Origin of the sequence: Alteromonas genovensis (assembly GCF_010500895.1) — a bacterium.
Lineage (GTDB): Bacteria > Pseudomonadota > Gammaproteobacteria > Enterobacterales > Alteromonadaceae > Alteromonas > Alteromonas genovensis.
In genome coordinates this window covers 200,922-222,517 of sequence record NZ_JAAAWO010000006.1, presented here as the reverse complement: position 1 = coordinate 222,517, position 21,596 = coordinate 200,922, and the positions used below count along the sequence as shown (strand labels likewise).

The 21,596-nt window shown below is 44.6% G+C and carries 16 protein-coding genes; 6 read left to right on the top strand and 10 right to left on the bottom strand.

The features are described from left to right. From mshL to GTQ48_RS10380, 8 genes are all read right to left on the bottom strand, one after another. Positions 1–1,776 (bottom strand): pilus (MSHA type) biogenesis protein MshL, encoded by a 1,776-nt coding sequence (gene mshL, locus GTQ48_RS10415; RefSeq protein ID WP_163106630.1) that lies wholly within the window; start codon positions 1,774–1,776, stop codon positions 1–3. Continuing rightward, positions 1,760–2,092 carry an agglutinin biogenesis protein MshK gene (locus tag GTQ48_RS10410; RefSeq protein ID WP_163106629.1) on the bottom strand — a complete coding sequence of 111 codons (333 nt, stop codon included), beginning with the start codon at positions 2,090–2,092 and terminating at the stop codon, positions 1,760–1,762. Before GTQ48_RS10410 ends, mshL begins: the two co-directional genes overlap by 17 nt. After that, positions 2,070–2,717 carry a type II secretion system protein GspM gene (locus GTQ48_RS10405; RefSeq protein WP_163106628.1) on the bottom strand — a complete coding sequence of 216 codons (648 nt, stop codon included), beginning with the start codon at positions 2,715–2,717 and terminating at the stop codon, positions 2,070–2,072. Before GTQ48_RS10405 ends, GTQ48_RS10410 begins: the two co-directional genes overlap by 23 nt. After that, positions 2,692–3,318 carry a PilN domain-containing protein gene (locus GTQ48_RS10400; RefSeq protein WP_163106627.1) on the bottom strand — a complete coding sequence of 209 codons (627 nt, stop codon included), beginning with the start codon at positions 3,316–3,318 and terminating at the stop codon, positions 2,692–2,694. The genes GTQ48_RS10405 and GTQ48_RS10400 overlap by 26 nt, the downstream gene beginning before the upstream one ends. Further along, complete coding sequence (locus GTQ48_RS10395; protein ID WP_163106626.1) at positions 3,315–4,229, bottom strand: type IV pilus biogenesis protein PilM; 915 nt, start codon at positions 4,227–4,229, stop codon at positions 3,315–3,317. The genes GTQ48_RS10400 and GTQ48_RS10395 overlap by 4 nt, the downstream gene beginning before the upstream one ends. A gap of 135 nt (positions 4,230–4,364) precedes the next feature. After that, positions 4,365–4,880, bottom strand: coding sequence for a hypothetical protein (locus GTQ48_RS10390; protein WP_163106625.1), 516 nt, complete (start codon positions 4,878–4,880; stop codon positions 4,365–4,367). A 221-nt stretch (positions 4,881–5,101) separates the two neighbouring features. Beyond that, the gene (glpD, locus tag GTQ48_RS10385; protein WP_163106624.1) at positions 5,102–6,637 is read right to left on the bottom strand and encodes a glycerol-3-phosphate dehydrogenase; all 1,536 of its coding nucleotides are present in this window, start codon (positions 6,635–6,637) and stop codon (positions 5,102–5,104) included. 174 nt (positions 6,638–6,811) lie between these two features. Then, positions 6,812–7,570 carry a DeoR/GlpR family transcriptional regulator gene (locus tag GTQ48_RS10380; protein WP_163106623.1) on the bottom strand — a complete coding sequence of 253 codons (759 nt, stop codon included), beginning with the start codon at positions 7,568–7,570 and terminating at the stop codon, positions 6,812–6,814. A gap of 182 nt (positions 7,571–7,752) precedes the next feature. Between GTQ48_RS10380 and glpK the strand changes: the two genes are divergently transcribed. The 6 genes from glpK (at position 7,753) to GTQ48_RS10350 (ending at position 18,621) form a co-directional block, all read left to right on the top strand. Further along, positions 7,753–9,237, top strand: a complete 1,485-nt coding sequence (gene glpK, locus GTQ48_RS10375; RefSeq protein ID WP_163106622.1) for a glycerol kinase GlpK — start codon at positions 7,753–7,755, stop codon at positions 9,235–9,237. Positions 9,238–9,577: 340 nt separating this feature from the next. Further along, complete coding sequence (locus GTQ48_RS10370; RefSeq protein WP_163106681.1) at positions 9,578–12,355, top strand: TonB-dependent receptor; 2,778 nt, start codon at positions 9,578–9,580, stop codon at positions 12,353–12,355. Positions 12,356–12,463: 108 nt separating this feature from the next. Further along, complete coding sequence (locus GTQ48_RS10365) at positions 12,464–13,996, top strand: tryptophan halogenase family protein (RefSeq protein WP_163106621.1); 1,533 nt, start codon at positions 12,464–12,466, stop codon at positions 13,994–13,996. A 12-nt stretch (positions 13,997–14,008) separates the two neighbouring features. Further along, complete coding sequence (locus tag GTQ48_RS10360) at positions 14,009–14,773, top strand: SapC family protein (RefSeq protein WP_163106620.1); 765 nt, start codon at positions 14,009–14,011, stop codon at positions 14,771–14,773. 19 nt (positions 14,774–14,792) lie between these two features. Continuing rightward, entirely contained in the window at positions 14,793–16,286 is a 1,494-nt protein-coding gene (locus tag GTQ48_RS10355; RefSeq protein ID WP_163106619.1) for an SLC5 family protein, read from the top strand. Positions 16,287–16,491: 205 nt separating this feature from the next. Further along, on the top strand, positions 16,492–18,621 hold the full coding sequence (locus GTQ48_RS10350; RefSeq protein WP_163106618.1) for an alpha-galactosidase: 2,130 nt from the start codon (positions 16,492–16,494) through the stop codon (positions 18,619–18,621). A gap of 65 nt (positions 18,622–18,686) precedes the next feature. On the opposite strand, the gene GTQ48_RS10345 is transcribed toward GTQ48_RS10350, so the two are convergent. Both GTQ48_RS10345 and GTQ48_RS10340 read right to left on the bottom strand, forming a co-directional pair. Beyond that, complete coding sequence (locus GTQ48_RS10345) at positions 18,687–19,787, bottom strand: tetratricopeptide repeat protein (RefSeq protein ID WP_163106617.1); 1,101 nt, start codon at positions 19,785–19,787, stop codon at positions 18,687–18,689. Between the two features lie 353 nt (positions 19,788–20,140). Next, on the bottom strand, positions 20,141–21,448 hold the full coding sequence (locus GTQ48_RS10340; RefSeq protein WP_163106616.1) for an alpha/beta hydrolase family protein: 1,308 nt from the start codon (positions 21,446–21,448) through the stop codon (positions 20,141–20,143). Positions 21,449–21,596 lie beyond the last annotated feature (148 nt).

Genomic DNA, 21,596 nt, shown 5'->3' with positions numbered 1-21,596 from the left:
CTAGTTTTGATACCACTTGTCTAATAAAGACTGAGTGCGCATTCGCTGCTTTTCCCACGAATCAGGCTGCACAACGGAAGGGCGAAGAAGAATAACGAGCTCTCGCTTAGTCTGAGTTTTAGCAATATTTTTAAACATATTGCCCAACACAGGAATATCCCCTAAAAATGGCGTTTTAGATTCTTCCTCGTTGGTCACTGTTTCCATAAGGCCGCCAATAACCACAATTTCGCCGTCGCGAGCTCGGATCACTGTGTCTGATTCTCTTATATTACTTTGCGCCAAGGGCAGTTGAATTTGCTGGTCGCCTACCTGGATAACTTTTGTTTGTTCTGCAGTCTGCGTTACCGAGGGGTGAACATGTAAAATAACTGAACCGCTTTTATCTATTTGCGGTGTAACGTCTAAAGCAATACCTGAAAAGAACGGGGTAAGCTCGATGTCATTTTCATTTTGCGTCCCGGTAGCGTTTAAGTCTTCACTAGTAGACACATCGGTGACAAAGTACTCATCTTGCCCCACCTTTATTACGGCCTTTTGGTTGTTTGTTACTGTCACTCTGGGGTTACTGAGCATTTGCACATCACCTTGGGTTTGCAGCATGTTGATTACGCCGTCGAAGTCGCCTCGAGAAATACGCAAGGTGGATACACCACCGATGTCAGTTGAAATACTATTGCCAATACCATTTACTGCATTGATGGCTGGGTTAATACCCGCCGCGGTATTTGCAGCAAAATTTGTGGCAACACTGCCGCCACTAAGACCAAAATTAAGACTCCCTGTCAGGCCGCTCGCGATGCGATCCCATCGTACACCCTGTTGATAACCATCGTTAAGAGTAACTTCAATAATTCTCGCCTCCAGCACAACCTGTCGCTGCAGACTTTCCTGACTTTGAGTAAGAAAATCTTTCACCACCGCAATCTCGCTAGGCAGCGCTTTGATAGTGACTAACCCAGCTTGAGGAGACACCACAACGTGACGTCCGCCTGTAGGTGTTACCAGCACTTTTAGCGCCTCTTTTAGGTCTTTCCAGAAGTCATTTTCACTGGTGGTCTGAATATTCGAGCCATTGAGCTGCTGAATATTATTTCCAGCCATCCCGTTTTGCCCCATCATTCCTGCTTGACCATTACCGCCGATATTGTTGTTGCCGTTGATGCCGTTTAAACCGCCATTATTCTGATTACCATTATTTTGATCTTGCTCGCTCACTCCACCGGCGATAACGCTCACGTTTGATACGCCAAAGCGTTTAATCATTAGGAAATTAACAGGAATTGATTCGGTTTTAAGTTGCGCAGGCATAACCTGAACAACTTTTCCTTCTAAAAACACATCTAGTGGGTACATTCTTGAAACAATTTTTAAGACTTCGCTCAGCGCGACCTCTTTTAGTGTGAGACTTATTTGACCCGACACGTCAGGGTGAACCGCCACGCTGTAGGGTGTGTTAGTCACTAAGGCATCAAAAAACGGACGAACTTCAATAGCGTTTGCCGAAACATCGAATGTATTTTGCTGCGATACAGCAGGTAATAATTGAAATTGCTCTACGCCAGCGAGTAACTCATTGTTAAGCTGCGAGGGAGACATTCGCCTCGTTGAAGCACTTTTTGTGGCATCAGGTTGAGCGCTCTTATTTGAAGCGCTTAGCTCGTCGCGAATGTGCGGCTTAACTTCATCGCCCACTCCGTAGGTTTGACAGCCTGCAATAACAAGAGCAAGTAAAAGTAATGTTGCTGTTGAAGCTAAGTTATTTTTTAATTTCATAGGAATACATTTTCAACGTCATTGTCTGTCGTCCGTCATCAAGAACCACATCTTTAGGATTAATTTTAACGATGCGATGGTCGCCCACTGAATCACCTTCACGATAAGACCGACCGGAAATCACGGCGGTAAAACTGTCTTGTCGCTTTAAAATTGACTGAAGCCTAAGCGCTCCATCTTGCTCATCATTTGTTGCCCTTTGTGACACCCCAGAAATGGCCGGTTTAGTAGGGTCAACTTGGCTAGCAGCTGGCATTGAAAATAAGGCAGCTAACACTATCAGCAGCCAGCTTTTACAAAGAGATAAAGGTTTCATTATTACTTACCGTTGCCAAATGTAATGTGAGGATAGCGTTAGGGTATACCTCTACAGTATAGCGGAATTTAGTGACAACCACTTTTTCATCAGAGGCCTGAATTCTTGCCAAGTAGTCTCGCAAGTTAAAAAAGCTACCCTCTATTTTCAGCGTCATGTTATGTCTAAACAACGCCACGCTTTGCAATTCCCCGTCGCCAAACTGCACGGTTTGTCTCGGCGCTACATTAAATTCCACCATTCTCACGTTGCCTTGCTCATTGAGTAAGGTAATGAGCAACTCAGGCATTTTATCCGCAGCAACAAAGCCATCGTTTAACGCGGCTAATTGGGTATCCAACTCGAGAAGCTTCTTGTTTTCAATATCTATTTCGCGCTTTGTTCTCGCCGCGTAATCCATAGAAAGCGCTTGATTGAGAGCATCCTTTTGAATAACCCGCGCACTGAGCTGACTCTCTTTGCGCACAATGTCTTTGTCTAAACGGGAAAGTTTGTCTAATTGAGGGGAAATACCAAACCAAAAAAATAAATACACAATAAGGGCTAAGCCAACCCAAAAAATGAGCTGCTTCTCTCTTAACTGAAGTTGAGCGTAAGCGCTAGAGAGCTTTTGCCACTGTGTCATCAGCCTCTCCATCAAAGTCAGTTGAAAGGGTAAATGTTTTCACATCGCTATCGTCACTCTCATTCTCAAATTTTACCGTGGAAAAGGTTTTGCCCTTAAAGAAGGTTGAACCCTGCAGTTTCTGTAACCACTGTGGAATAGCTGACGGCTTTATCGTATTACCCGTTAAACGAAGCTCATCACGTGTGATGGTAATCGACGTTAGCCAGAGATTCGGATTATGAAAATTTGCCAAGTCATCCATTACATTTTGATATTGTGTTGTGCGCAAAGACAACTCACCGGTTTGCATATAGTCCAGAAGCTGCTCACGGTTTTTAACTTTCACGCGCAGTGTATCTAGGTCTTTTTGCAGAGATTGAGTATCTCGCTTCGCCGCTAACTTATCAGTTAGCGTATTGATATCGTTATCAATGGCTTTGACTGACGCAGCAACGTCGTCTGATTTTCGTTGCTTTAGCGCTATAAACTGGCCCATACCAACAGTGAGTACTGAGAGTAACAATAACGCAATGCCATTCACCCACAGCACGGTGCTAAGCGGTAAGCGCTCTTTGCTTGGCAACAGCGAGGAGTGATAAAGGTTAACGCTCTGTTTCATTGACATTCACCCAACAAGTCTAATGCACTGGCCAAAGCGAAATGATTATCTGAATGCACCACATCGGAAAATAACAAATCGGTTTTAAATGGCGCCATTGCGGCTGGCTGGAAAGGTTTTAATTGCTCAATAACTGGCGCACAATCGAATTGGGTTTTAAACAGTACCTCTTTTAGCGGAGGCTGCTTAAGCTGTGATTCATAAAAATCCATTGAGCGCTGAATTTCCAACCCTAACGCATCGCTAAACCGCGTCATGTCTGTCTGCCCCTGCATTTTATCCACAAAGCCTCTTAGTCGTCTTGCAAGCCAAATGACTTGGGAGCGAACAATCAGCAAAAAGGGTTCACTGTCGGGCTCTTGTATTATTAACAAACGGGCATATTCATCATCGGGCATCATAGATGTAGCGAGTACTTCTTTCACATGAATATGAGTAAGCACTTTCGCCTTTAGCTTAGTTAACGCGGCGACAATATCAGCCATAGGCGCTCTTTCTGCTACAAAGACATTTACCTTCTTCTTCCCGCCTCTTGAGGCAGCAGGATAGTCTATGTAATCAAGCACCATATTCGATGCATCAAAGGGAACCATCTCACTGATAGTCCATGGTAATGCGGTGCGTATATCTTCATCTGGCACATCGGGTTTATCAGTCTGTACTAACTGGTAGGCGTCCTGCTCTATCGCGATGGCCACGTGGCAATGAAGCTTGTCAAAGGAGGCAAGGTGCTTACTGAGCTGCTCGCCTATCGCCATTCCCTCTTCAAGCGCGTGCGATGTAGAGGAATGCAGTGAAGGCGTATCTCCCGATATATCAATAGCGACAACGTGAAGCGCAGACGCACTAATAGACATACCCACTAAATGAGTATGGCTCTTTGTTGCTGAAGAGAAGAGTCGAGTAAGCATATACCTTCTTATACGTAAATGGTGCCGCTGGCATTTTGTAACCATACCGCACGACAATGACAAGATATACCGTCACTTAAAGAAAGTAGACTAATTGTGTATGAATAACAAATAGATGCGCTATTTATTATTATCCTAAAGTTGAGGTTGTGTTACTTTACCCAACCCTGGAAAGTAATCGAATTCACTACCTTTACTTATACTGTAACGGCACCAATACTCGTTATCATTTCTTCTAACTGCTTCATCATTTGAAGCCGTAGAGTAAAAGCGCGCCTTTACATTAAAGCCATCTACCCTGAGTGGACTTCCCACCAACGATGTCCACACAGTTGCGCATCCCTCGTCGCTGTCCTGTGCTGATGGCCACCCTTTATGATTCATTCTGACAGGCTTTCTGTCTATTTCACTGCCAGTGTCATCAAAGTGTATAAGCATTATCATGGAGGTAGGTTGGCGAACTCGCCATTGATAATGAGAAGAGATGGTGTGGCGCTCAAACTTTTGCGCTTGCTTTGAAAATGCCGTTAGCGTGGTATCGGGCTCACCGGTATATAAGTTATTTATAAAAAAAACCAATACACCAACAAATACCACTACCGTTAATAGTTTGAATGCGGTTGAACGCAAATTATCTTGTCGCTTTTTCATTTTTCTAGCCTAATAACCATCTTATGCCCGCAAATTACAATTTGCTTATTTAGATGATTATCGGCCGCTTAAGCCAAAAGATAAAGTGATTGAGAGCGAGGTTCTGTCTGAGTGTGGTAGTAACTTTTTCGATACGGGGCCTGAGCTTAGTCTGCTTTGGACCTAAGCTCGGCCTAGACTGCATCAAATCTGAACCTGATTTAAACTTATTTAAAACTAGATCACGCGATTTCTCGCATTTCACTGCGCTGCTGCAGTGATGTTACTTTACCCTCGATGTAGTGAGACAATACCTGCTTTTGTGCATCACTAAGACGCAAACCGTGCTTTGTACGACGCCATAGCACGTCTTCCACCGTTTGCGCCCATTCGAAACTTATCAAATAATCTACTTCAGCTTGATATAGCTTCGCACCAAAATCTTGACCCAAGCCGTCGACATTCGAAACGCCTGTCAGGAACTTGTGACAAAGCAGTCCGTATTGACGAACATAACGTTCGATTACTGAAGCTGATAACCAAGGATAGCTAGATTGCAGCTCGCTCTTTAGCGAGGCTTTATCAGAAAATGCGCCGCCAGGAAGAGGGACTTCTTTTGTCCACGCTTTTTTCGCGCGGGGAAAACAAGACACCAGCTTATCTACCGCATGTTCAGCTAATTTTCTATAGGTGGTTATTTTGCCACCGAATATGTTGAGTAAAACAGGTTCACCTGCTTCACCTTTAAGCTCAACTTTATAATCTCGGGTAAGCTCTTGCGCCGATGCATTTTTTTCCTCTAACAACGGACGAACGCCACTGTAGCTGTGAACAATATTGTCGGTAGTAATTTTTGTTTTAAAGTAGGTGTTCACTACATCCACTAGGTAGTCGGTCTCTTCCTGTGAAATCGCCGCATCTAATGGGTTTCCTTGAAAATCTTCATCCGTAGTGCCTACTAATGAGAAGTCTTCTTCGTAAGGAATAACAAAAACAATGCGACCGTCTTTGTTTTGGAGAATATAGGCCTCATCGGTGTCGTATAGTTTAGGCACAACAAAATGACTGCCTTTGACCATGCGCATTGCGTTAGGGTTTTTAATATCCACCAATCTGTCGAGGAACGATACCGCCCAAGGCCCTGCTGCATTAACAATCGACTTCGCTTTCACAGTAAACGTTTTACCTTGATCGTTGCGTAAAACAACGTTCCACAGTGCCCCTTCTTTCTGAGCACTTACACACTCAGTGCGCGTTTGTATGGTAGCGCCTTGATCTTGCGCTGCTATAGCGTTTAACACCACTAAGCGCGCATCGTCCACCCAACCGTCTGAGTATTCAAAGCACGTAGAAATATCTTTGACTAACGGCCCTTTGCTTGACGTTATAAGCTTTTTAGAGCGGGCAAGTAAGTTACGTTTGGCAAGAGAGTCGTAAAGGAAAAGGCCGATTCTTATCATCCACGCTGGGCGTAAATGCTTTTGATGGGGCAAGCGAAAGCGCAATGGCCACATTATATGCGGCGCTTTTTGAAGTAGCACTTCGCGCTCTGCAAGCGCCTCTTTGACAAGGCGAAATTCATAATGCTCAAGATAGCGAAGACCACCGTGTACCAGTTTACTGCTCGACGAAGACGTTGCGCCTGCAAGGTCCCCTTTTTCGCATAAGGTGACTGACAGCCCACGACCCGCTGCATCTAGTGCAACACCAACGCCGTTTACGCCCCCGCCAACGACTAATACATCAACAATGTTACTGTCTTCTTTACTCTTGCTCATCACTTACCCTTTAAGAACGAATCGCCTATGTGCTCATTTGACAACCAAAAAGAAACCATGTCAACACAAAACGAACACAAACGAACATTAAAAGAAAAAGTAGATGAACCAGTGTGAGTCTATTTACTGCTAATAATTAGAGTGGCACACGATGGAAAGGCAATAGCTCGATAGCTATGCTTTCACAAATTTGATGTTATTTTCTTCTATGATTTTTTTAATCGCTGGCGGTGGTGCTTGGTCGCAAACCAAGCAGTCAACTTGAGAGATATGACCCTGCTCAACCATTGCACGGCGCTCAAACTTACTGTAATCAGCGGCTAAAATAACGTGCTGAGTATGCTCTAAAATGGCCTGAGATACTTTTACTTCACGAAAGTCGAAGTCGAGCAAGGCGCCATCAGCGCTAATTCCGCTGATACCGATAATGCCATAATCCATTCTAAACTGGCTGATAAAATCGCAGGTAGCCTCACCAATGATACCACCATCTCGATAGCGTACTTCACCAGCAGCAATAATGACTGAAAAGTCCTCTTTTGCAGATAAAATTGTGGCAACGTGAATGTTATTGGTGACAACGTGTAAATTGCTGTGGTTGAGTAACTTAGTGGCAATTAACTCTGTGGTCGTTCCTATATTGATAAATAAAGACGCCCCATCTGGGATCATAGCAGCGACTGCGTCGGCAATTTTTTCTTTTACATCGCTATTTTGAGTCTTGCGCTCTTGATAGGGCGTATTTTCCCAGCTGCGATTTAATCCAGCGCCACCGTGATAACGACTGATCACACCCGTGTGAGCAAGCTGATTCAAATCTCGTCTAATAGTTTGAGGCGTAACGGCACAGTTAGACACTAAATCATCAATAGACATAAAACCGTGTTGCTTTATTAGCGCGATTATTTTTTCGTGTCGTTGTGTTTGGTTCATTATGCTCCCTAAAGTAGGTCACCCTACTGCTGCCTGTACATGCCACTTTAATAGTATACGTGGTTCCAATGTAAGTTCATACGTTCGTTCGAACATCATAATGTTCGTTTTCGAAAACGCAGCATTGTTAAATAGAAGTAAATGATGCAAACTCTATGAAAATTATTTTCAAAGGTGACAGCATGAGTAAGTATCTTCTTGCCATTGATCAAGGCACAACCAGTTCTCGCAGTATTATTTTTTCTTCTAGTGGCAAGATTGAAGCTGTCGCACAACAAGAATTTTCGCAAAAGTATCCTAAAGACGGCTGGGTAGAGCACGAGCCAGAGGAAATTTGGGAAAGCGTGCTATTTACTCTTAAAGATGTTTTTAAAAAGTGCTCACTTGCGCCATCGGATATTGCCTCAATTGGCATTACCAACCAACGTGAAACCACATTAGTGTGGAACAAGTCGACAGGTAAAACCGTATACCCCGCCATTGTATGGCAAGACCGACGCACCGCTTTGCAATGCCGAGACTTGAGCAGTGATGAGGAGTTTGTCTCTTATATCAACTCCACCACAGGGCTTCTATTAGACCCCTATTTTTCAGCCACAAAAGTGGCGTGGATTTTAGACAACGTAGAAGGTGCAAGAGAACAGGCTGAAAACGGAGACTTGTTGTTTGGCACGGTAGACAGCTACTTGATATGGCGATTAACCGATGGTCAGTCGCATAAGACTGATGCCACTAATGCCTCGCGCACAATGCTATTTGATATTAATAAGCAGCAATGGGATAAACGTTTACTAGAGCGCTTCAATATTCCTAGCAGCATGTTACCAGAGGTAATGGATTGCGCCGCTGACTACGGCGTAATAAACGAGGATATTTTAGGAAAAGCCATTCCTATACAGGGTGTAGCCGGCGATCAGCAAGCGGCGCTTGTAGGGCAGGCATGCTTTCAAAAGGGGATGGCTAAAAGCACCTACGGTACAGGTTGCTTCATGATCCTCAATACAGGAAACACTCCCCTTCAGTCTAAAAACAGACTGCTTACTACAGTTGGATATCGCATTAATGGTGAAACCACTTATGCACTAGAGGGCAGTATTTTTATGGCCGGAGCCACAGTTCAGTGGCTACGAGATGGTCTCAAGCTGATTGGCGATGCCGCAGAATCTGAGGCATTAGCGCAGCGTGCAAGACAAGACAACGGCGTGTTCTTAGTACCCGCCTTTACTGGATTAGGCGCTCCCTATTGGGATCCGGATGCCAGAGGCGCAATTTTGGGTCTTACTCGAGATACGGGTATCAGTGAAATTGTCGCAGCAGGCTTGCAATCGGTTTGCTATCAAACCAAAGATCTTCAAAAAGCCATGGAAAGTGATGGCGCGCGGCCTACCAATATTCGCGTAGATGGCGGTATGTCTCAAAACGATTGGGTAATGGGCTTTCTTTCTGACGTGCTAGGTGCAGAAGTTGAAAGACCCGAGGTCACTGAAACTACGGCATTAGGCGCAGCGTTCCTTGCTGGTTTGCAACACGGTATTTTTGACTCCATCGATGACTTAACCCAGTGCTGGAAAAGCGACAGAGTTTTTACTCCCCGTTTATCAAAAGCAGAACGGGATCAAGCCTATGGTGGCTGGAAAGAAGCTGTAGATCGAATTCGCTGTAACTAAAACTCCTTATTTTTCCAAATGTTAATAAAGCGTTGTAATAAGATGTCCTTTTTTTATACAAAAAAAGTTTTTATAACATTGTAATTACATTGTCTTTTTGTGCTAGTATTGAAAACAAGGTAAACGTTTCACCTGTTGCCTTGTAAAAATTAGCGTATATTTTTCATAATGTTACAAAATTAAAATTAGAAAAATATAGCACTTAATGTGTAAAAGTAATGTTAACAAGCTCGAAAGGCGCGCACTAAAACGTAATTTGAGTGAAAAATACGTTAATACGTAGCCTACTCACGGAGAAAACACAGTGACACATAAAACAAACACATCACAATTCAGCCCAATGGCAAAACGCTCCCTATTGGGTGTTGCTATCGCTGCTGCCCTGCATTCGCCCATCGTGTTGGCGCAAGATTCTGCGTCACAAAATGTAAAAGATGCACCCGTTGAAATTATTGAAGTGCGCGGCATTGTTAGCAGTTTAAAACGCGCAATGGCCGACAAGAAAGAAAACCTAGCCGTTTCCGATGGCATTGCTGCTGAAGACTTAGGCAAATTTCCAGACCTTAACGTTGCAGAGTCGTTGCAACGTATCACTGGTGTGTCGATAGACAGAAACGGTGGTGAAGGCCAGCAAGTAACAGTTCGTGGTTTTGGCCCACAGTTCAACACCGTTTTAGTGAATGGTCGTCAGCTAGCAACTGATGCAGCTGGTCGTGCCTTTAACTTTGATATCCTTGCTGCTGATCAAATTACAGGCGCAAGTATTTATAAAAGTGCTGTTGCCAACCTGCAATCTGGTGGTATCGGCTCTACAATTAATATCTCTACCGCTCGTCCATTTAACTACGATGGTTTCCAAGCGGTTGGTATGGTGAAAGGCATGTACGAAAGCCTTTCTGAAGAAACTGCTCCACAAGCGTCATTCTTAGTGAGTAATACTTTTGCCGACGATAAAGTCGGGTTGTTATTAGCCGCTTCACATCAAGAACGCCAAGTACAAATAAATCGTATTCAAACTGCAGGCTGGCGTCCAGGTCTTACTCTGTCTAACAGAAATGATGGCATTATTGCGGATAACGTATACCTTCCTCGAAACTGGGATCAACTTGTTGATCAGCAAGACAGAACACGTACTAACGTTTCACTTGTTGCGCAATACGCGCCTTCAGATGACGTAACAATTACTTTAGACGGCTTTGTGTCTAAGTTCGAAGTAGATTCGCAAGTGACAGATCTAGCATCATGGTTTGAGCCTGATCGCGTAGGTTCTGCACAAATTTCTGATAATGGAACTGCAATACAGTTCACTCAAGAAATTGACCTACACCAAGGAAGCGGTAACCCAGCGTCTGACTTTGTATCATCAAGCCGTGGCGTTCGTGATGTGACTACTGAAGGCTTCGGTATCAACGTTGAATGGCAAGTAAGTGATGCATTATCAGCAACCTTCGATATTTCTAATTCAACAGCTGAAAACGACATTGCAGGCGAAGGTCGCTTTAACGTTGTCGGTATTATTAACAACTACTCGTTTGACGGAACTGGCAGTACACCAACGGTTGCACACGATGGTTTTGGTAATGGCCAACTACCTGACATTTCTCTTAACCGTCTTCACTACAATGACTTAGGGAATACCCAAGCGACTGAAGATGAAGTGACTGAGTACAAAGCAGACTTCACCTATATGTCTGACTCAGATGTGTTCCGCAAAGCTGACTTCGGTATTTTATTATCTGAGCGTGAGAAGTATGTTTACCAAGAATTTGGTTCACAATGCGCATTCTGTGGTTACGCAACACCTGCGCCAGTTGATGCATTAAATATCCGTCCGTTTACTGCACAGAATTTCTTCAGCGGATTAATTGATACATGGTACACCTACGACGGTGATGCATACCTTGACTTCTTAGCATCACAAGGTGCGCCAGTAATCCCAACATTACAGCCAAACTACTACAATATTGAAGAAGACGTCACGGCGCTTTACGCACAATTTGAGTTCGGCTATGACATTGGCGATATGCCGCTTACTATGAACTTCGGTGCTCGCTACGAAGAAACCGACGTTGCAGTATCAGCAGTACAAGCGTTCATCTCGGATGTTGTCCCTACTACCGATTTAACATTGTTTGCGAATCGATTTGCTCCGGCCAATGACATTACCGGTACCTCGTCGTACTCAAACTTGCTACCTAGCTTGAACGTGAAGTTGGAAGTGCAGGAAGATATGTTGGTTCGCTTCTCTCGCTACGACTCGCTAACTCGTCCAACAATGGCACAAATGTCGCCAGCGACAACATTTAACGAGCCGCGTAGACAGAACTTGCAGGCGAGTGGCGGTAACCCAGGCCTTCAACCTTTTGAAGCAGAGAACTGGGATTTATCGTTTGAATGGTATTACAGTGACGATTCAGTTTTCTCTTTTGCATTCTTTAGCAAAGACGTTCAAAACTTTATCGTAACGCTATCGGGTAATGAAATTTATTCAATGACCGATAGAAGCCCGCTTAACGGCTATCGTTGTGCTGAAGCAAACTGTGCTGAAGGTTTATCGTTAGACGCGCAAAACCCTGACCGCGATGTGGTTGCAGAGACTGAAGAATTGAACGGCGAGAGTGAGGTTTATACCGTTACTCGTCCTCAAAACGGTGAAACAGCAACAGTTAACGGTTACGAAATTGCGCTAACTCACATTTGGGATAACGGTTTCGGTGTTACTGCGAACGCGACTGTAGTAAACAGTGATATAGGTGTTAGCGGCGACACTGCACAAACGTTTGCCTTACCAGGCCTTGGTGATTCGCAAAACCTCATTGTTTTCTATGAGCGTGACGCGTTCCAAGCCCGTGTTGCATTCAATAACAGAGAGTCATTCTTGTTTGCACTTGATAACACGTCTGTTGGCGGTGCTACTGGCGAGCCGGTGACTACTGAAACTTACGGTCAGTGGGATGTGAGCGCTAGCTACGACATCAATGAAAACTTCTCAGTATTCTTTGAAGGTATCAACGTGACTGAGGAAGAGCTTACCCAAGTGGGTCGCTTCCCAGATCAAGTTTATTCAATTGAAGATAATGGCTCTCGTTACGCAGTAGGTGTTCGAGGCTCATTCTAAAAGTGTGTGTTTTGGCAGGGTGAAAACCCTGCCTTTTATTCACAAGCTTATTGGAAAATGAATAAGTTTATGAATAAATGTAGCAAAACTAATTGGCAGTAATTTCTCATGAATTCTTCGACCAACACATCATCCAAACAACGTATTGTCATTGTTGGCGGTGGCACTGCAGGTTGGCTAACTGCAGCCATTGTTGCGGCAAAACACAAAGTGGCGAAAGGTCAGTGTGGTTTAGACATCACCTTAGTTGAGTCTAGCGATATTCCTACCGTGGGCGTTGGCGAAGGCACTTGGCCTACCATGCGAAATACGTTGAAAGACATTGGGTTGTCAGAAAAAGAAGTATTCAAGCGATGCTCTGCAGCATTTAAGCAAGGCGGCAAATTTGTTAACTGGGTAAAGGGTAATGGCGACTTTTATTATCATCCCTTCACCGTACCGCTAGGGTATGGCCGTGTTGAAATGGCCCCTTATATTAATAACATTGCCGACTTTGCTAATACTACTAACTTCCAGCAGCACGTATGCGAGCAGAATATGGCGCCGCGCACGCTGAATGAAGAAGAATACAGTAGCGCCCAATCAAACTACGCCTACCACCTAGACGCCGGTGCATTTGCCGACATGCTAAAGTCTTTTTGCAAAGAAGAGTTGGGCGTACAGCACAAAGTAGCCACCGTTGAGCAAGTGTCTGCGACCTCGTCAGAGCATATAGAAAATATTACGCTGGATGACAACAGTACGCTTCATGCAGACCTCTTCGTAGATTGCTCTGGTTTTCGCTCTATGTTGCTAGGCGAAGCACTTCAAGAGCCCGTAGTGTCTGTAAACGATGTACTGTTTAACAACTCTGCAATCGCGCTACATGTGCCTTACGAAGATGACTTTGAGATTAAGCCATACACGCAAGCTACCGCTCAGGAAGCCGGATGGATATGGGATATTGGCCTCTCATCTCGAAGAGGCGTGGGTCACGTTTACTCCACTGACTTTACCGATGATGGGAGGGCTGAAGAGTTACTCCGTCGTTATGTGGGTGATGAAAAGGGCAAGCTGAATGCACGTGTCATTCGGTTTGACTCAGGTTATAAAAAGAGAATTTGGAAAGGTAACTGTATCGGTGTAGGTTTGTCCGCTGGCTTTGTTGAGCCTCTAGAAGCCACAGCACTTATGCTAATAGAGATCTCAGCGAGGTATATTGCCGAGCAAATGCCGACTCCAGCTTCAGCGATGCCGATAATTAGCCAGCGCTTTAACAAGCAAATGCAGTACAGATGGCAGCGTATCATCGACTTTTTAAAGCTGCACTACATTTTCAACCAACGCAGTGAGCCTTACTGGCAAGCCAATCGAGACATTGCGTCAATTCCTGATTCGTTGAAAGAAGATCTCGAAATTTGGAAGTATCGTGGGCCCCAAATTGCTGATTTTTCAGCAGCAATAGAACTATTTCCCGCTGCAAGCTACCAGTACGTGCTTTATGGAATGGGCTTCTCACCTGATTTCTCACTGCAGTCGCATTTCTATACCGAACGGGACTTAGCTGACAAAGTCATGAAGCAGAATCAACTAATAACACAGCAAAAACTGAGTAGCTTACCGAATCATAGAGATTATATAGAGCAGTGGTTAGCTAGCTAAAAGAGAATAAGAATGCCAAATTTTGAAGTTTTAACTGCTGATAAACACAGCGATGTTCGTGTCGACGAAGGCAAGCTAGCCAAGACATTTGCTAACTTTCACTTAGTCAATGTAGAAATTAAAGAAGCCGTCCAAGCTTCCAGTGAATACCCACTTTTTTTCAGTAAAGTGAGTAATCAGCAGCGCTGGACTATTTCGGCACTTTGCGGCTTTGCGCCGAAAGAAAACGTTTTTGAAACTCAAGGCACATGGCTTGCGCATGTTACACCGCTAAGTTTGCGTACCTTGCCCTTTACCTTGAGTTTTGAAAGCGACCCCACTACCCCCGAAACCTTGTTGGATATGGATTCACCGGCAGTGGCAAAAAGCAATACTGGAAAAGACAGTGGAGACGCCTTGTTCTTATCAAGTGGTCGTCCAACTGCTTATTTAGATAATAAACAAAAATTGCTTAAAGAGCGCGTTGATGCAATGCAGCAAACTGCATCCTTGTTAGGCGAACTTGCTGAGCTAGCGCTTATTCAACCTACCGACTTACTGATTGAATATGCAGATAAAACTCAGCAGCGCGTTGGCGGCCTAGCCATGCTTAACGAAGAACGGCTTCAACAGCTCTCACCAGAAACGCTCTCTGCTCTCAATAAGAAAGGGGTGCTCTCAGTCCTATTTAATATTCTGGGCTCAGTGTTTCAAATAAACCGTGTTATTAGGCTCCACAACACAAAATTCCCTACTCGCCTCATAAGCAATGTGAAGTTCGAGATTAGCAAACCGTAATTTTTCTAGGAGTACGTGAATGTTTTCCAGCACGATTCAAGTGTCTGTTTTTGTGTTCGTTACCGCGCTAATTGGTTTTTTAACGTATTTGAGTTGTCGCGGACAAAATAGAAATGCGCAAAACCAAAACCGTGAGTTCTTTCTTGCCGGTGGCGGCTTAGCTTGGTATTTCATAGCGGGCAGTATTACGTTAACAAACTTAAGTACCGATCAACTTGTTGGTATGAACGGAAATCAAATGGCGCTTCTCTCACTCTGGGAGTTTTCTGCGGTGGTGGGTTTATTTGTACTGGCAAAAGTGTTTCTTCCTGTTTACTACAAGTTTAAATGTACTACGACTACCGAATTGCTAGAGCTTCGGTATAACGATAAGCACATTCGAGCAGTGATCAGCGTATTATTTTTTGCCGGCAGCGCACTTATCTTTTGTCCAGCGGTCATTTATTCTGGCTCCCTATTTATGCAATCAATGTTTAATGTAGAGCTACCATTGATGTATATCGCGGTTATCTTTGTGGTTGTTGGCGCACTGTATGCTATCTTTGGCGGCCTTAGAGCTGTTGCCGTTTCAGATACTTATTCCGGTGTTCTGCTGCTTACCATGGCGGTAATTGTTTTAATCCTCGCGTTACAAGCCATTGATTACAACTTCGACGGTATTCCACAAGAGCGCCTTACGCTTATCGGCGACAATGACTCCCCTATTCCGTGGCACACCCTGCTAACAGGCATGATTTTTATTCAGATGTTTTACTGGGGTACGAATCAGGTAATTACGCAACGAGCGATGGCCGCGCCATCGTTAAAAGAGGCGCAAAAAGGTGTATTTGCCGCAGCAGGCATTCGTTTATTAATTGTTCCTGCAATCATCGTGATTCCTGGCATAGTGTCTTACAAGTTGTTCGGCGACATTGGCGATAGTGCCTACGGCAAAATTGTAGCAACCGTGTTGCCAGACTGGTTATCAGGTGTATTTGCTGCGGCAATGGCGGCGGCAGTACTGACTACCTTTAACAGTAACCTGAACTCAGCCACTGCGCTTTATGTGTGCGATATTCATGAGAGTTACGTTAACAAAACGCCTAACGTACCTAAATTAAGCGGTTACGTTACTGTATTACTGTGTTTAATTTCATTAGCGCTGATACCGGTTTATCAGCAGGCCGACAGTATTATCAATCTAGTACAGAAACTTTATGGTCTATTAAGTATGCCTATTCTTTCTGTGTTCATTGTTGGTCTCTTGTTTAGAAACGTTCATGCGTTTGCTGCTATTGGCGCTGTGACCTTTGGCGTTTCTTTTTATGCCTTTGTCAGTTTTGAAGCATCGCCCTTTTATGCACCATTTGGCTTGCATTACATTCACCTTATGTTTGCAACGCTTGTAGGCTGCGTGTCATTCGCACTCATTGTGAACAGGGTCATCTTTAAACAGAAAGCAGAATTTTCACTGGCGCTAAATAGCGATAGCCCTTTTGAAGAAGAAGGCACTGTTGAAAACAAAAACGCCTAGCTTTTCTGTAAGTATCTTTTAAGAGGGTACGCTGCGTACCCTCTTTTGTTTATCAAGCGATGCATTAACTATGCTTTGTTGTTGCTAGAGACTTTTTGCGCTGGCTTGACGTTACTGCCACGTACTATTTCGCTCTCTTTTTCGCACAATGGATAGCTAATCCGCCAGCATCTGTGTTCAACCTATTTTTAACGCCGAGGTTTATATGTCGTCTTCACCTTCATTCGTAAGATTATGTAATGAGTTCACAACGCTCATCTTTGACTGCCAAGGCCGTATGCCAAAAGTCATCTATTACGGCGCCCCTCTCAGCGATTCCACAACGCCTGAAATGCTCAGTATTTTAAACACCCGTCAAGAAGCCAAGTGTGCACCGGTTATCGAGCCTCCTATCAGCTTGGTGCCTACTCATGGTGAAGGATGGACCGGACAACCAGGCCTTGAAGTGTCTGGCGATAAAGACCAATGGTCTGCCGGCTTTAGCCTTGTAGAAACAAAACAAAGCGGCACGTCAGTAGAGTTTGTTGGCGAAGACCAACACAGAGGCATGCGACTAATTACCACGGTGAGTTTAGACGCCAATACTACCGTAGCGTCCTTTTGCTCGCGTGTTGAGAATACGGGGCAAACAGCGCTTCATCTTAGCTATTTAAATGCTGCAAGCCTGCCGCTTCCCACAACGGTGGATAAAATGAAAACCTTTGAAGGTAGATGGTCAGCAGAATTTCAAACTAGCGATCACGACCTCTTTTTTGGCAGTTACGTGAGAGAAAACCGCCGCGGTAAAACCTCCCACGACACCTTCCCAGGTTTAATTGCCTACCCTCAAGGCACGGGGGAATTGCAGGGTGAATGCTACGGCTACCACTTAGGTGCATCAGCCAATCACAAATTGCGTGCAGAACTTATGGCTGATGGTAGAAGCTATGTGCAGTTTGGCGAATTATTGTTCCCAGGTGAAGTCGTACTTGGTGAAGGTGAAAGCTATACCACCCCTGTTTTGTACACCGGCTTTGGCAGTGATGGTTTCTCCTCTCTTTCGCAGCAATTTCATCAATATATACGTAGCAACATTTTGCAGCACAGCGCTGAGTCTAAGCCTCGCCCTGTGCATTACAACACGTGGGAAGGCATTTATTTCGACCACGACGAAGCAACCCTAAAGGCCCTTGCTGACAAGGTGGCGCCGTTAGGGATTGAGCGTTTTGTGCTTGATGACGGCTGGTTCAAGGGGCGACGTCATGATAAAGCAGGCCTTGGCGACTGGTTTGTGGATGAAGAGATTTATCCAGAAGGGCTCGACGGGTTAATAGACCACGTAACGGGGTTGGGAATGGAGTTTGGTATTTGGTTTGAACCTGAAATGGTGAACCCAGATAGTGACCTGTATCGCAATCATCCTGAATGGGCACTGCAAAGTGAAAACAATCCTCACGTACCGTTTAGAAATCAGTATGTACTCGACCTGACCAACAAGGACGTTGTTGAATATCTGTATAAGGTGATAACCGACATACTCGCCGCCTACCCTAAAATTAGCTACATTAAATGGGATATGAACCGCGACGTTAATCATCCTGGCAACCTGCACGGCAAGCCTGCCATGCATGGCCAAATGACAGCGTTATATTCGCTTATCGACCGCGTAAAGGGCGCACACCCAGGGCTTGAAATTGAGAGCTGCTGCTCGGGCGGTGGACGTATCGACTTAGGCATACTTCCTCATACTGACCGCTTTTGGACCTCTGATTCAAACGACGCCTTAGACCGACTTTACATTCAGCGTGGCTGCTCATTCTTTTTCCCCTCAGAGGTAATGGGTGCCCATGTAGGCCCACGTGACTGCCATATTACAGGTAGAAACTTACCCATTGAAATTCGTTCTGCTGTGGCGATGTTTGGTCATATGGGTATTGAAATGGACCCTCGTGAACTAACTGAGCACGAAGAAAGCGTACTTACCGACGCCATTTCACTCTATAAGCGCATACGTCCCCTCACACATAGCGGCGACTTGTTCCGCATGGATGATGATGGCCTAAACGTTAAGTTTGGTTATGTGTCTAAGAATAAAGAGGAGGGTGTTTTTGCTTATAACAGTGTGCAAGAAACCCGACGTACTACCCCTACTCGCTTCTTCTTTGCTGGGCTAGATGCCAATAAGCAATATACGGTGGAACGAGTGTGGCCTAGGGTACTTAAAGAGTACACCCCCTCTATTTTACAACAGCTAGAAGGAAAGGTTTTTACCGGTGAGGTGCTGATGAAGTACGGCATGCAGTTACCCGTGCTCTTCCCAGAAACAGCGCTTATCTATTCAGTGAAAGCGGTGTAAATCGAAAAAACAAACAGCCTGAACGTGCTAGTTACTGCGTTCAGGCTGTTTTGAATAAAACGGCTTTAAGCCCGCTTTTTAATCTTCTTTTTTAACGCTTTCAGAATTTTTGAAAAACGTTCGCCCTCGCTTCCATTGATAAGCGCCAGCGTAGTTTTCGCTTTCTCAATGTCATTGGCATTTAAGCGCAGCTCTGCGAGTCGTAGTTGAGCCCAATTTACACTTGGCAGGCCTGCTGTATCGATATTCGTTGTATTGAAGCCATCAATATACTGCTCTAATGCAGCAATGCCCGTATTGGTAAATTTGTCGCTGTTTAACGCTACTTGGCCAAGGCGGTATTTTCCGTACAGCAAATTGCTTTCGCGCTGTTCGTACTCGTCCCATTGCGCCGAATCTTTGCTTTCTACTCTGGCTACCGACATGTCCATTAGTGGCGACAGCGCTTCAAAAGCGTGGCTGTATTTTTCAGCAGATAAATAATGACTGCCTAATTCAAAGTTAGCTCGTAAGGCCGAGGCCTCATTCTGTGTAAGCGCGTCGTAAATAGCGCGTGCTTGGTCTTCATTATCGTCTTTAAGATAGAAGCTAGCCAAAGCAAATTGGCCTTCTACGCTATCAATTGTGGCGATTTTTTCTGCCAACCTTTTCGCTTCATCCATATCACCACCGGCAATGGAAGGAGCCACTAAATGAAATTGCATTAGGGCGCGATAAACCGCAATCTCGTCAGGCGCGATAACAATTGCTTGCTCTAAGCTGCTTTTGGCTTTTTTTGCATAACCCAAAGCTGAAAAGATACTGTTTGAGGCTTGTGCCCCCATTACGTTGGCATGGGTATGAAAAGCACGATAATCTTTGCTGTAGCTTGCCATAAACTCTTCAGCTACTTCTTCGGCATCGTCTAAATCTGTATTCATGAGTGCTGAAATCAGCAAATTATATTGCTCTGGACTTTTTCCTTTCACGTCCTCCAGCTTATCAATAACACGCTCCCACTCTCCTTGGCGGGCATACATTTCTAGCTTGGTAAGCTCTGCCCTTTTCTCAGACGACGTTGATACTGAGCTATCAGCTGCGAATGATGTGCTCAATGGGGTGATTGATAGCATGGTTGTTAAAAGGGCAGCGCGTGCTAGTTGCGATGCAGGATAATTCAATTTCATAGCAATTCCTTTTGGGGAAATAATGGTGTCGAGACACTGCCACACCATGGTTACTGCACACTAAACTTAATGCATTGTGTGCTAGATATGAGGTTGATGCTTACGCTTATATTGGCTCTGTTTACATTAACCTATGCTGAACAATATTCCAGCAATGAGTTGTAACAATAGTTATACCAGTCCGCGATTACGAACATTTTAAGCCTCGCTGATTTGGGAATTATCTATGCGCACTGGTATTACCGTTTCGCAAGAGAAATAAACGAACAAGAAACGCATAAAAAAGGGGCTCATAGTCGAGCCCCTTCGCGGGTAACAAATAAACTCTCTAACAAAGAAATTTTAAAACAGAATTACTTTCCGTCTTTTCCTTCCATAAGCAACCCTAACGCCCAGCGATTATCGAAACCTTTCCAAGGCGCAGGCGTTTCACCGCCGCTTGGTACCTGGTCACTACTGCCCGTTACCTCTAAAAAGGCACAGTAATCTGGCATGGCTTTTACATGGCAGTTCATGAGCGCTAAAGCAAAGTGTTCGTTAATGGCATTAAGCTTTTGCTCTTCCCATGCGGGCTCTATATAGCTACCCAAGTCAAACTCACTGCCATAGGCTTCTTTAGGCGCCGGGTGAGGTGCGACATTATGACGTGCGTTTTTAATGGTCAGTAACTTTGTATCTTTATGCGCTGTGTTGTCAAACAACCAACGAATACCATCGTAGCCTGAAATATCGTCGTTATCACCAGCAACAAACAGCACAGGTACGTCGATATTTGATAGGGACTTTGTATCAAACAACTGCTGTTGCCCGCCCCAAGGCGCTAGCGCTAAGGCAGCTCTCCATGCGGGTAATGTGTCATCATTTGAAGGCTTGCCACCTGCGCACGTATTTAAGGCCGCTTTTACCAACTGAACTGTTGCAGGGTCTTGTGTACCGGTAAAAGTGGCAGCTGTGGTGTCGTTAAATGCGTAACACCCCCCAACAGTACTCATTGCGCCATACCCACCCATAGAGTAACCGATTACTCCTGCGCGAGTCTCGTCAACGTCGTCGGCAAAAAAGCTGTGTTGAGCCACCGCATTAAGCGTGAACACCTGATCTCGTGAGCGATTTAACAGCGTGCTTGGAAACCCACTGTAAGGACTTTCTGCAAAATTAACGTCTTTGTTTGTTGAGTCTGTATGGTCAATGGCAGCAACCACATATCCATGAGAAGCTAAGTGTTCGCCAAGATAATGCATCAGTGTACGGTAGCCGGTATAACCGTGAGAGATAACTACGATAGGATAGTTTTCGTCCGTCGCCATAATGGGCGCATCGCGATAGGCATCAGCTTGAATTTCAAAAGACTTACCGCTGCGTGTTTCATCGCTATATACGGCTAATTTTGACTCTGCTAAGTCAGTTGATTGAGATGCGGGATACCAAACCTCTAGGGTTAACTCACGTTTTACCATCTCTCCTGACATTGTCATTGCCGCTTCGGGATAAGCAACTTCAATTGTTTTTACCCCTACCGACAGCTCACCACTTTCGCTAAGTTCGGGCATCACTTCAGCAGGGAAATCTTTATAAACAGTTTGCGCAGAAAGTGCAGTCGCAGAGAATGTAGTAGTAACAAGCATAACGCTTGTGCTGCAAAGTAGGGATAACGTTTTCATGGTTTGCTAATAGCTTGTTAATTAGTAGGCATAGTCATATTACTTAATTGGTACCAACAAGCAAGCAGGGCGCTATTTTTTACATTAATTGTTACAACTAAGTTATTTTTATTAACTACAATGAACGACTCAAGAAGGTAAACGTATA

Bases quoted from the DNA above. Each gene is read 5' to 3' on its own strand.
- mshL (WP_163106630.1), bottom strand. From the start codon at position 1,776: ATGAAATTAAAAAATAACTTAGCTTCAACAGCAACATTACTTTTACTT.
- GTQ48_RS10410 (WP_163106629.1), bottom strand. From the start codon at position 2,092: ATGAAACCTTTATCTCTTTGTAAAAGCTGGCTGCTGATAGTGTTAGCT.
- GTQ48_RS10405 (WP_163106628.1), bottom strand. From the start codon at position 2,717: ATGACACAGTGGCAAAAGCTCTCTAGCGCTTACGCTCAACTTCAGTTA.
- GTQ48_RS10400 (WP_163106627.1), bottom strand. From the start codon at position 3,318: ATGAAACAGAGCGTTAACCTTTATCACTCCTCGCTGTTGCCAAGCAAA.
- GTQ48_RS10395 (WP_163106626.1), bottom strand. From the start codon at position 4,229: ATGCTTACTCGACTCTTCTCTTCAGCAACAAAGAGCCATACTCATTTA.
- GTQ48_RS10390 (WP_163106625.1), bottom strand. From the start codon at position 4,880: ATGAAAAAGCGACAAGATAATTTGCGTTCAACCGCATTCAAACTATTA.
- glpD (WP_163106624.1), bottom strand. From the start codon at position 6,637: ATGAGCAAGAGTAAAGAAGACAGTAACATTGTTGATGTATTAGTCGTT.
- GTQ48_RS10380 (WP_163106623.1), bottom strand. From the start codon at position 7,570: ATGAACCAAACACAACGACACGAAAAAATAATCGCGCTAATAAAGCAA.
- glpK (WP_163106622.1), top strand. From the start codon at position 7,753: ATGAGTAAGTATCTTCTTGCCATTGATCAAGGCACAACCAGTTCTCGC.
- GTQ48_RS10370 (WP_163106681.1), top strand. From the start codon at position 9,578: ATGGCAAAACGCTCCCTATTGGGTGTTGCTATCGCTGCTGCCCTGCAT.
- GTQ48_RS10365 (WP_163106621.1), top strand. From the start codon at position 12,464: ATGAATTCTTCGACCAACACATCATCCAAACAACGTATTGTCATTGTT.
- GTQ48_RS10360 (WP_163106620.1), top strand. From the start codon at position 14,009: ATGCCAAATTTTGAAGTTTTAACTGCTGATAAACACAGCGATGTTCGT.
- GTQ48_RS10355 (WP_163106619.1), top strand. From the start codon at position 14,793: ATGTTTTCCAGCACGATTCAAGTGTCTGTTTTTGTGTTCGTTACCGCG.
- GTQ48_RS10350 (WP_163106618.1), top strand. From the start codon at position 16,492: ATGTCGTCTTCACCTTCATTCGTAAGATTATGTAATGAGTTCACAACG.
- GTQ48_RS10345 (WP_163106617.1), bottom strand. From the start codon at position 19,787: ATGAAATTGAATTATCCTGCATCGCAACTAGCACGCGCTGCCCTTTTA.
- GTQ48_RS10340 (WP_163106616.1), bottom strand. From the start codon at position 21,448: ATGAAAACGTTATCCCTACTTTGCAGCACAAGCGTTATGCTTGTTACT.